Origin of the sequence: Bacillus sp. AFS002410 (genome assembly GCF_002556365.1) — a bacterium.
Taxonomy (GTDB): domain Bacteria; phylum Bacillota; class Bacilli; order Bacillales; family Bacillaceae_G; genus Gottfriedia.
Genome location: NZ_NUEU01000005.1, coordinates 37,081 through 49,784 on the forward strand (window position 1 = coordinate 37,081; position 12,704 = coordinate 49,784).

The following is a 12,704-nucleotide window of genomic DNA, read 5'->3' on the forward strand; positions in this document are numbered from 1 at the left end:
GTAAATTGCTTTAACTATTTTATCACAAACTTGTTTTTCCTGAAAGAAATGTCATAGTTGAAAAGCTAAATTACTTTATATCATTTACTAAAATTAATAATTAGAACACTTTAATGTAAAGAAAGTTTAAACACTCTGTAATGAAATCACAATTACTAAGACAAAATAGTATTAAAATTAGATATGAAATCTTTTTGGAGGTCTCTTTTTTATGGAAAGTATTTATGTGGAAAAGTACACATTTATAGATAATACAATCATTTTGAGAATAATGAATCCTATTCAATCATTAAATGAAATGAAATTAATTTTGGTGGATAGTGAACAAAAATTTCAGCAGTCATTGCCTATAGGTATCAAGCAAATTGATTTCATATACGAATTAACGATAAATTTAAATGAACTAAATTTCTCTAAAGATTTTAAATATCAGTGTAAATTATATTTAACTGACTCAAATTCAATTTTTTATCAATTACTTTTTAATCAAAAATCTAGGAACGATCGATTCACTTATAGCTCGTCTGATGAATCTAGGTCAATCCTCTATCTAAATGAAGATAACCAACTTTCACTATTACATGGTCCAACATATGATCTCACAAGACAATTTAACGAAATTCATAATTTTAAATTTAATACTCAGTTTGAAATTAGTTCATTTTCGATTAAAAAAGACAGTTTCCATTTGAAATTATTAGAAAACCACCTGTTAAAAAGAGAGCATGTTACATTCTTCTTGCGTGAAAGAAATTCATCGATTTATTATGATTTACCCTATCAATTACTAGAAAATAATGAAATTCAAATGAATCTCATACCGTTTGGAATGGATTTCATAAATGTCATTTCAAGATGGGATTTATATATTGAATTTCAAACTGACAATTTGATCATCGAAGGTAAGCTTGTCTGGCTTGATAAAATGGTGGAATCAAATTCAGAAAGATATTTACCATATCTAAATTTTGAAGGAATCTCAGAAGTGTCTCAAAATGAAGGCGGGCTAGTTAATTCGAATATTATCACTCCTTATTTAACGTTAAAACAAGAAATAGCAATCGTTATTCGACCATTACAATTTCTTTTTAACGAAAAATATAAAAGTAGAATTTCAGTTTTAGACTTGAAGCTAAATAATAGCAATATTAATATTCGGATGAATTTAGAAATATTAGAACCAGTAGACTACACTATTAAAGAAATAAGGTTAAAACTTCGAAATAAAGCAATTGAATCCGAATATAGCATTCCAATCAGTTCAAAGAAAGAAATTAATAATATAAATGAAATTATGTTTAGTTTCGACTTTACGAACTTTGATTTTATCCCATTTTATTGGGACTTATTTGTAATCGTGACAATCAATAATGAAGATGTTTATATCAAACTAAAAAATCCAGTTCCTGAGCTAAAATATGCAATCAATAAAAACATTCTTCGATATGAAACTGTACTACAAGATCAATATATGATTTATCCATATGTGGCTGGGGATAACGCAGTTGCGTTTTGCTATCGAGAAAGAGCAGACTATGAAACAGCACCATATAAACGAAAAGAAAAGCTAGCTTACTTTACGTATAAGCTTTTTAAGCCATTCTTTGATAAAAAGGATATATGGCTTGGATATGAGAAGTTTTCAAGTACTGCCCAGGACAATGGATATTATTTCTTTGATTATTGTTACAAACAGAATAAGCATAAAAATTTTTATTATATTATTAAAGAAGATGCAGCTGACATTGTAAATTTAGAGGACAAAAAAGATAAAGTTTTAAAATTTATGAGTTTCAAATACATGCTATATATGTACGCTGCCAAGTTATTGGTTTCTTCTGAATCAAAAGGACATAGTTATGATATTCGTATTCAAAAAGGACATTTGAAGATAGCATTAGATCAAAAACGTTTTGTCTTTTTACAACATGGTGTTACAGCATTAAAACGAGTTGATTATGTATTTAAGAAGACAAAGCAAAATGCCGTAGATTTATTCGTTGCGACATCTGATTATGAAAAGAATATAATCAAGGACTATTTTGGATATGACGAGGACGAAATCATTGTGACAGGATTTTGTCGTTGGGATGTACTTCAGGATAAATCAGTGCCTGAGGAAAAAGAAATTTTCTTAATGCCAACGTGGCGTTCTTGGATGGATGGGATTCCAGAAGAGGAGTTTGTTCAAAGTGATTATTTCAAGAATTATGTTGACCTACTAACATCATCTAAATTGAAGCAATTGCTAGAAGAATACAACGTAACATTAAACTTCTTCTTACATCCGAAGTTCATGGAGCATTTACATCATTTTAAAGCAACAAACGATAAAATTAATATTTACCAATTCGGCGAAATTAAAGTAAATGAATTCTTAATGAAATCATCCATGCTAATTACAGATTATTCGAGTGTAGCATGGGAGATGTACTACCAAAAGAAACCAACATTATTTTTCCAATTCGATATTGATAAATATACAAAATTCCAAGGTAGTTATTTAGATATGGAGAAAGAATTATTTGGAGAACGTTCTTTAACTGTTCAAGATCTAATTGTACAGATTGAAAAGTATATAAAACGTGATTTTAAGGAAGAAGAAAAGTATGCGGAAATGCGTAAGAAATACTTTAAATATATTGACCAAAACAATTGTGAACGCACATTTAATGAAATAAATGATAAAAAAGAGTATTTATACAGTAAGAACAAAAATAAAACATTGTATATACGCTTAAGAGAAAACGTCATTCTAAAAGAAATTTATCGTAAAGGTAAAAGCAATCGTCTTACAAGCAAAGTATTTATAAAAACGAAAAATGCCTTACAAAAAGATTAATCAATAAAAAGAGGAATTATTAATCAATTAATAATTCCTCTTTTTTATTATTTTTGTTCGGTAAATGTAATAACCTTTCCTATTTCAGCTACTAAGCTCTTATAGTAAGAATGTTCAAAGTGATGTGGCCCCATGCTGATCGGGTGATGATGACTTGATTTATAATTATAAGCATTCATATCAATCACTTTTGCATTTGGTACTTTCGATAAGAAATAATTATTCATTCGATTCCATGACGTATTAAAGTTTGTGATTTCTTTCTTCACAAATTGATTTTTCTCATAAAAAGTATGAGGTAATCCTTTTGCATCAAAATATTCTTCCGTTAATCCACCAATATTTAAAATAACCTTATCTAAAGGGATTATTTCTTGTAATCGATCGATAAATTGGTCACATGCCTTTCTCCATTCACTCATAAACGCTGGATTACGATAATCAAATTGCTCCGTGTCCTTCAGAATATGATTTTTGTAGTAGGCTGATTTATGCATATCACCATTTTGTCCAAGATATCTTCCATCTTTTAACTTTCTAGCACCATGAAGCGCATCGACAAAGAAATCGATTAATAGGTAGTCCACTTTCGCATTTTTTAATTCTGTAAATAATGTTTTCGAATATTCTCTTTCAATATTTCGAACTACTTTGTCCGGTATATCTGAAAAATTACTTCTATTATATTGGATTGGTTCACTTACTGAGCTTAATAAAGAAACCCAGAAATAACTGTAGCCAATATTAAAGTAATTTTTATAATCTTTATTAAAATATGGATCTACACTATTAAAAGCGGACCTTGTAAAACAAGTACCTAAAATCCCTAGGTTAATCGCTTTACTTGTCGTCGGTTTTAATGAAAGTGATACATTTTTCTCACATTTTATTGCAGAAGTTGTAAGGTCTCCTGTATATGAATCCATAAATTTCTCATTTGCTGATAGATTATATAATAATTTTTCATTTCCTTTGTTTACTTGTAAAAACAATTGATACTTTTGCTCATAGTTCGTTTTTATTCCTTCGAACAATAAGCTTAAGTCACTATTTAAACTAAGCAAACCATTTTGACGGGCCATTTCGATCTTTTTAAATTCTACAAGATCTTCTAATTTGTTTGGTAGTTCATTTACTCTATACCAAGCTGCTTCTATATCGCTATTTTGTATACCACTTAAAGACTTCTCATTTATTTGGATGATTAGTCTTTGATTGTCCAATATACACTGTTCTACAACGATTGATGGATGCAATCTATCGATTTTTAATGCTAATGTATTAGAAGCTGTAGTATATAATTCAGATGATGATAAATCTAAAACAGAATCTAAATTTAATTTTTTTATGATCGAGTCCGTTTTACATAATGTCTCAATTCGAGTATTTTTTTCTTTTACTCTCAATTTAAAATCAAAAATAGTACGTTCATCCAATGCAAAATCTGCAAATTGGCCTAATGGTAATTCAAACAAATTATCTTTTTTGTGTAATAAACGAACTTCATCATTATAAAGAAGAATACTTTTATGCGTTCTTTTTCTAAGGTAAACTTCAAAATTCTTTACAGAAATTTCTACATTCTTAATAAATCCGTTTACTTCAAATAATAATGAATTTTGTACTTGTTCTTTAAAGGTAATGTTAGACTTAATCGGATTTGCAGCTAATTCAAGTCCAAGTGTTTTATTTCCTCTATATAGAAGTCGCATCTCAAAATATGCATTAACAGGAATCTCTTTTGTTTCTTGAACATCTTTTTTAAATTTTTCATTAATCTTACATTCAAAATACTGTCCGTCACTTTCAATAAAGAACCAAACGATTTGTTTCTCCATATTCGGTGCCGGTAAGTGAGAAGTGATGCTTTCTAATGGTAGTGACAATATAAATCGATCTGATTTTTTCTTCATTGGTACAGAAAAATACTCATTAAAAGCCCCAACAACAAATCGTTCCATATCTTTAAAACGTACTTCGAAGTTTACATTTTTTGATTTTACTTTTGTTTGACTAATTAATTCCAGATCGAGTTGTCCATTGTTAATTTTGAAACTTGTTACTTCAAACAAATTAATTCCTCCATCACTAATCGTAAAAGATTTTTCTACACGAATTATTATTTTTTTAAGAAATTCCTTTTAAAAGATTTTTAGTTTTTAATGAAAATTTACTGATTAATTTATTCTTTTTACCAACATTCCATATTGCTCGTACAAGTTCATTTTGGCTAATTTTTTGATAGAAAGAAACCTTTGTACCTACATAGGTATTTTTTATATATAATTTGTCTTTGTTTTCTAATATATAATCAAATGTTCTTAAAGAATTATTTTGATCTATATATTTAAAGTATTTCTTACGCATTTCTGCATATTCTTCTTCTTCTTTAAAATCACGATTTACATACTTCTCGATTTGTTGAATAAGATCTTGAACAGTTAAAGAACGTTCTCCAAATAACTCATTCTCCATATCTAAATAACTACCTTGGAATTTTGTATATTTATCAATATCGAATTGGAAAAATAAAGTTGGTTTCTTTTGATAATACATTTCCCATGCTACACTTGAATAATCTGTAATTAACATAGATGATTTCATTAAAAACTCATTTACTTTAATTTCACCAAATTGGTAAATATTAATTTTATCGTTTGTTGCTTTAAAATGATGTAAATGCTCCATGAACTTTGGATGTAAGAAGAAGTTTAATGTAATATTTCTTTCTACTAGTAATTGCTTCAATTTAGATGATGTTAATAGCTCAACATAATTTTTGAAATAATCACTTTGAATAAACTCCTCTTCTGGAATTCCATCCATCCATGAACGCCACGTCGGCATTAAGAAAATTTCTTTTTCTTCTGGCAGTGACTTATCCTCTAAAACGTCCCATCGACAAAATCCTGAAACAATAATTTCGTCATCGTCATACCCAAAATATTGCTTTATGATATTCTTTTCATAATCTGATGTCGCAACGAATAAATCTACAGCATTCGTTTTTGTCTTTTTAAATACATAATCAACTCGTTTTAGAGCCGTAACACCATGTTGTAGGAAGACAAATCGTTTTTGATCTAGTGCTTTCTTTAACTGCCCTTTTTGAATACGAATATCATAACTATGCCCCTTCGATTCTGAAGATACTAATAGCTTAGAGGCATACATATATAGCATATATTTAAAGCTCATGAACGTTAAGACTTTATCTTTTTTATCTTCTAAATTGACGCGGTCAGCTGAGTTTTCTTTAATAATATAGTAAAAATCCTTATGCTTATTGTGTTTATAACAATAGTCAAAGAAATAATATCCATTGTCTTGGGCAGTACTAGAAAACTTCTCATATCCAAGCCATATATCCTTTTTATCAAAGTAAGGCTTAAATAGCTTATACGTAAAATAAGCTAGTTCTTCTTTTAGTTTAAAAGGTGCCGTTTCATAGTCAGCTCTTTCTCGATAGCAAAACGCAATTGAGTTATCCCCTGCCACATATGGATAAATCATATATTGATCATTAATCATATACTCATATTTTAATATTTTTGTATCTAGTTTTTTGCGAACTGACCAAAATGGATTTTTTACTTTTACATAATTTTTTTCACCGTTCACATTTACAATTACATATAAATCCCAATAGAATGGCATAAATTTAAAATCTTCTAGATCAAAAGAAAACTCAATTTCTGAATTATTCTCCGAAATCTTTCGTTCAGTTGCAGGAATGCTGTGCTCAAGAATTGTCGCTTTATTACGGAAACGAAGATATACTTCGCTAACTTTAAAGTCACTTAATTCAATTACTGATAAGTTTGCCTTAATTGAAACGATGGATTTCTTCATTTTAAATTTGGTTACAGATATTTTCGTTTTAAACTTTTCATTAAATAAAAACAGCTCAGGACGAATCACTATTGATAATTCATTTTTTGACGTAGTATACGGTGTTACTACATTCGATAAACCTGTATCGTCCAGATCAGATTCAGTTAATTCATTTTTAGAAAGCTTTACATCAAACGATTTAAAGAATCGATCATAAACTTTAGGGACTTTTTGATTAAATTCACTGATTTTCCCTTCAACCAAAACATTTTCATTTTTAAATGTAGCAACTGCATCCCATCTCGAGATTTTCTCAATATGGTGTGAAGCAAATTCATTTAAATCAATTTCGACTTCATTTTCTTGATTAATTTTAAAGTTAAGTATGAATACTTCCTTTGTCGTTCTTTCTCTTAGAAAAAATTCTAAATCTGGTTTATTAAGAATCAGAGCCTTTGATATATTAAAACTAACTTTCGGTCCTTCAATTCTTAAATTTTCAATTTCAATAATTGAAGAAAATTTATAATGATTGATCTCACTAAACATCTTTGTTACATGTTGTTTTTTACCTAAAGTTAGGGCTACTAATCGATTTTCTAAGTGACTGATTACAACAAACTCTTCACTTAACTCATGACAATTAGTATATTTATTAGGCTCAACTGTTAATGGCGATCCCATCATATAATATGATTCATTATTCGAATCCTTCGCAACGACTAGAAATTGACTAATTTCATTCTCTAGTTGAAACTCTTCAATCTTTATTTTGAAAACGATTTCGTCTTTATTTAATGTAAATGTTGATTCGAGTCTCTTCATTATTCCACTAGACTTATTCTCTAAGTAAAAAGATAGATCGTTCTCATGCACTATTTCTTGTTTAGTGATTACTTCTAGTAAACTATCTTTTAGTCTAAGTCCTTGTATTACAATGTTATTCATATACGTCTCCCTTGTGTGTAGCAATTATCAAATAAAATTAAAGGTTATATTTCTACATATTTTGCAATAAATTATACCACTTTTTACGAAAAGTGTTAATGACAAACACATTGCAATTTAGGGACAAAAAAGCAATTTACTGATGAAAAATCAGGAGGCTTTAAAAATAGTTAATAAATGATCGAAAACTAAACGAAACTTTTAAATTGGCGACCAAACTATACAATTGCAAAAGGTCTAATAAATAGTAAAAAAAAGAACTGCACCGTTGTTTCCAACCATTAGGCGCAGTTCTTTTTTATACGTTTAAATCATCTATTTATTTTGTGAATCCTTCAGGATGAGATTGATGCCAATTCCAAGCCGTTTGAATAATTTCTTCTAATTTATACTTAGTTTTCCAACCTAGTTCATCATAGATTTTTTGTGATGACGCAACTAGATTTGCTGGGTCTCCAGCGCGACGCTCTCCCATGATGATGTTCGCTTTTCGGCCAGTTACTTTTTCACATGTTTCAATTACTTCTTTTACAGAGTAACCTAATCCATTACCTAAGTTGTAAGTACGTGTGAATTTGTCTTCTTCAAGCATTTTCTTTAATGATGCAATATGAGCACCAGCTAAGTCAGTAATATGTATATAATCTCTTATACATGTTCCATCAGCAGTTGGATAATCATCACCAAACACAGTGATGCTTTCTCTTTGACCTAAAAGGTGCTGAAGGATTAGTGGGATTAAATGACTCTCAGGTGTGTGGTCTTCACCAATTTCACCAGTTATATGTGCACCCGCTGCATTAAAGTAGCGTAATACAACATAGTCCATACCATAAGCAGTATGGAAATCACTTAATACTTTTTCAATCATTAATTTTGATTGACCGTAAGGATTGATTGGATTCGTTTTTGTTTCTTCTGTAATTAAGTCTACATCTGGAATTCCGTATGTTGCAGCTGTAGATGAGAAAATGAATTTCTTCACTCCATACTCTAACATACTTCCTAGTAATGTAATCGTTGCAGAAACATTGTTTTGATAATATTTAAGCGGGTTTACAACAGATTCTCCGACTAAACTATTTGCAGCAAAGTGCATAACTGCATCAATCGATTTTTCTGTGAAGATCTCTGATAATAAAGTAGCGTCACCAAGATTTCCTTCAATAAATTCTGCACGAGGATCAACCGCATTACGGTGCCCTGTTGTTAAATTATCTAAAACAACTACTTCGAAATTTTGATCTAATAACTCTTTTACAGTATGACTACCAATATAACCTGCTCCACCAACTACTAATATCATAAAGTTGTTCTCTCCTATATAAAAAATACGTTTACAATTTTATTTACGACTTACTTCAATTTTACTTAATCGAAAATTCCAATCAGATTTGATGATATCTTCGAGAGTATTTTTCACATTCCAGCCTAATTGCTCAATAACTTTATTGTTAGATGCAACGATTGCAGCCGGATCGCCCGGGCGTCTGCCACTATACTCAACTGGAACTTCAATGCCGCTAACTTTTTCCACCATATCTATTATTTCTTGTACAGTGTAGCCAGAATTAGAACCAAGATTAAAAATACCACTCTGTTGTTTCGTTGTAAATTCTGCTCCTAATATATGAGCTTTTGCTACATCAGTGACGTGGATATAATCACGTATGCATGTACCATCTTTTGTTTCATAGTCTGTTCCAAATACAACTAATTTATCTCTCAATCCTAATGCAGCTTGGATTGTTACTGGTATCAAATGTGTGAGATTATCTTTATATAAACCAATTTCTCCTGAAACATCTGCTCCGGCAACATTAAAATATCTCAAGATACAATAATTCAATCCATATGCCTTAGCAGACCATTGAATTAATTTTTCAGCTGCTAATTTTGTTTCACCATATGGATTAATTGGTAAACAGAAATCTTCTTCAGTACATATCGAGTTTTCTGGCTCTCCGTAAACGGCTGCCGTAGAAGAAAATACAATATTATTTACTTTATTTGCAACCATTGCCTCTAATAGAACTTTAAGCCCGAAAACATTATTATCATAATACTCAAATGGTTTTTCTACACTTTCTGGGACAATGAGCTTTGCTGCAAAATGCATGACTACATCAATATTATTCTCTTTTTTAAATACTTCATTTAAAGAATTTAAATCCCTAATATCAGCTTGATAAAATGTAGCAAGTTCATGAATGTCTTCTTTTCTACCTGTTGATAAATTGTCTATTACTACTACTTCATGATTTTCACGAATTAATTCATATACTGTATGAGATCCAATATATCCTGCCCCACCTATGACTAAAACTTTCACATGAACCCTCCTATTGTGTAGAATAGAAAATTAAATATTGTTTAAAAATCTAATTATATCATACATTCTAAAAGAAGACTGTTTTTAGAAACCTGTCTTGGACACTGCAAAATATAGTCCTTCACAAAATCTACGATCGTCTACTTCTATTGTTTATATAATGCATTAAATTTATTAATTTTTCCTTTAAATGGACAAAAAAAGACTATCATTGAAAACTTTTCAAAAATAGTCTTTTTTTAGATTACTTAACTTTATTTTTAAAATGTTTAATAATGACTTCAACGATTCTTCTAGAAGCTTCTCCGTCTCCATATGGATTCGATGCTTTAGACATTTTTGCGTGTGCTTCTTCATCTGACAGCAATTCATCAGCTAGTGCAAAAATGACATCTTCATCAGTTCCCGCAAGCTTTAATGTACCAGCGTCAATTCCTTCAGGACGTTCAGTTGTATCACGTAAAACAAGAACCGGTACGCCTAGAGAAGGTGCTTCTTCTTGTACGCCACCAGAATCCGTTAAGATTAAATGAGATCTTGCCGCAAAGTTATGGAAATCAATTACATCCAAAGGCTCAATTAAATGGATTCGATTGTCATTTCCTAAAACATCATTTGCAATTTCACGAACAACAGGGTTCATATGTACAGGATACACAACTTGAATATCATGATGTTTTTCGACTAAACGCTTAATCGCTTTAAACATATTTCTCATTGGTTCCCCTAAGTTTTCACGACGATGTGCAGTCATTAACACTAAACGGTCATTTCCGATTTGATCTAACACAGGATGAGCGTACTCTTCCTTTACTGTTGTTTTTAGCGCATCGATTGCTGTATTACCAGTAATAAAGATTGTTTCTTCTTTTTTATTTTCAGCTAATAAGTTTTGAGCTGATTTTGTTGTCGGGGCAAAATGGAAATCCGTCATTACACCCGTTAATTGGCGGTTCATTTCTTCTGGATATGGTGAATATTTGTCCCAAGTTCGTAAACCTGCCTCAACATGTCCAATCGCAATTTGATTATAAAAAGCTGCAAGACTAGCAATAAAAGTAGTAGTCGTATCACCGTGAACTAATACAATATCAGGTTTTACTTCTTGCATAACCCTATTTAATCCTTCTAAACCTCGAGTTGTTACATCAATTAATGTTTGACGATCCTTCATTATATTTAAATCATGGTCAGGCGTAATATCAAAAATCTCAAGTACTTGATCAAGCATTTGTCGATGCTGAGCTGTAACCGTTACAATTGATTCGATCTGATCAGGATGTTTCGCTAATTCAAGCACAAGTGGCGCCATTTTTATCGCCTCTGGTCTTGTTCCAAATATAGTCATTACTTTAACAGTCAAAATTCTTTCCCCTTTCAAAATGAATCGGTTTTTTCCTAATATGTATCTATCTATTGTATCTTAACTATGAAATAAAAACATTTATTATCACGAAAAATGTAAATTTATTCCACTATTTTTCGTGACTTCTCGTCACATTTTATAGCGATAATCTTTTTCCATCCGTATTAGTTAGTTTCCCACATATTAAAACCATTCATACACGATGTATATAATATAGATAAAGAAAACTCACCGATTGGCGAGCCTTTTAGGTGGAGACAGAGGCGTAGTTGCACTTATACTTTATTCCTAAAATTGGCCACCACGTCGAAATAACTTCCTCGTTGCCAATTTATGCTTTCTTAAAGTGAGAAAAAAGCACAGATCCTCCTTTTGGGATTCACTGTGCTCATACCTTCTTAATGAACTAAATTACTTTGTAACTCATCAATTAGACTCAAAATCTCTGAACACATTTTATCCATACAATAATGTTTCTTAACGAATTCAACTAGTTTTTTTCCTGATTCTTTTTTTGAATTGGCGATGAATTCCGCTGCTTGGTCGATTGTTTCAAAAATGTACTCATCAGGGAAGATTGTTCGAGCTCCTTCACGATTTAAGACAATTGGCACAGCGCGAGAAGCCATCCCTTCCATAGGAGCTAAGTGAAAGCTTTCATAATCACTTACTGATAAAACATAACCGATTGACTGAAGCCATTCCGCTGAATCTCCCCACTCTTCAAATTGAATTTGATTACTATAGGGGGATTTATCAATTTTTCGAAATACATTCGTATAATAATCATGCTCTTGTTGATTATTCCATACCCACGAAAATTCTTTCGGATGCTTTCCTTTAATCGAAAGAGAGTATCGACTGTCTTTTTCACATATTTTTTCAAAAATAGCAAGCGCTCGATCTAACCGTTTTAACTTCGGCACATAACCAAGTAAGCCAATACGGAAATTTGCGTCATACTCCTTAGGCAAATGAAATCTCTCTACATCAACACCATTTGGAATGACAACCATCTTATCTCTAGGAATTTTCGCAACTCGATGAAACTCCTCAAATATATAGGAAGAAATCGCAATGACCTTATCAATCTTCGTAAAGTCAAATCGTTCTGGAAATGGCGTATTCATTTCAAAACGATGCATTCTGACGATTAATACTTGGTGTTCTTTTTTATGCTCCTGGTACCAAACGACATTTCCAAGTCCCCACTCACAAAATAGAACATCCGCCCAATTGACGATTTCTATGCTTTTTGTAACCTGGTGAATTGTATGGCCTTCCCATAAATCTATTTTAATTTCGATGTCTTCTCTTGCTTCAAATCTCTTAATCGCATCGTTTATAAATTTCAAATCATGCCCAATAATCGCCAGTTTCAT

7 protein-coding genes are annotated in these 12,704 nt (G+C 30.8%); 1 reads left to right on the plus strand and 6 read right to left on the minus strand.

Annotated features, from left to right (window positions below; genetic code table 11):
* Nucleotides 1-211: 211 nt before the first annotated feature.
* Nucleotides 212-2,842 (plus strand): CDP-glycerol glycerophosphotransferase family protein, encoded by a 2,631-nt coding sequence (locus CN692_RS04530; RefSeq protein ID WP_098117956.1) that lies wholly within the window; start codon nt 212-214, stop codon nt 2,840-2,842.
* 47 nt (nt 2,843-2,889) lie between these two features.
* Here the strand turns inward: CN692_RS04530 and CN692_RS04535 are convergent, their stop codons facing one another.
* The 6 genes from CN692_RS04535 to CN692_RS04560 all read right to left on the minus strand — a co-directional run bounded on the left by CN692_RS04535 (nt 2,890) and on the right by CN692_RS04560 (nt 12,704).
* Nucleotides 2,890-4,914 (minus strand): DUF6270 domain-containing protein, encoded by a 2,025-nt coding sequence (locus CN692_RS04535; protein WP_098117957.1) that lies wholly within the window; start codon nt 4,912-4,914, stop codon nt 2,890-2,892.
* 55 nt (nt 4,915-4,969) lie between these two features.
* A complete protein-coding gene (locus tag CN692_RS04540) occupies nt 4,970-7,624 on the minus strand; it encodes a CDP-glycerol glycerophosphotransferase family protein (protein WP_098117958.1) in 2,655 nt (884 codons plus the stop codon).
* A gap of 319 nt (nt 7,625-7,943) precedes the next feature.
* Entirely contained in the window at nt 7,944-8,930 is a 987-nt protein-coding gene (gene galE, locus CN692_RS04545; protein ID WP_098117959.1) for a UDP-glucose 4-epimerase GalE, read from the minus strand.
* Between the two features lie 39 nt (nt 8,931-8,969).
* Nucleotides 8,970-9,956: a UDP-glucose 4-epimerase GalE gene (gene galE / locus CN692_RS04550; RefSeq protein WP_098117960.1), complete on the minus strand. Its 987-nt coding sequence runs from the start codon at nt 9,954-9,956 to the stop codon at nt 8,970-8,972.
* A 244-nt stretch (nt 9,957-10,200) separates the two neighbouring features.
* On the minus strand, nt 10,201-11,304 hold the full coding sequence (gene wecB / locus CN692_RS04555; protein WP_373604953.1) for a non-hydrolyzing UDP-N-acetylglucosamine 2-epimerase: 1,104 nt from the start codon (nt 11,302-11,304) through the stop codon (nt 10,201-10,203).
* Nucleotides 11,305-11,720: 416 nt separating this feature from the next.
* Nucleotides 11,721-12,704 (minus strand): glycosyltransferase, encoded by a 984-nt coding sequence (locus tag CN692_RS04560; RefSeq protein WP_098117962.1) that lies wholly within the window; start codon nt 12,702-12,704, stop codon nt 11,721-11,723.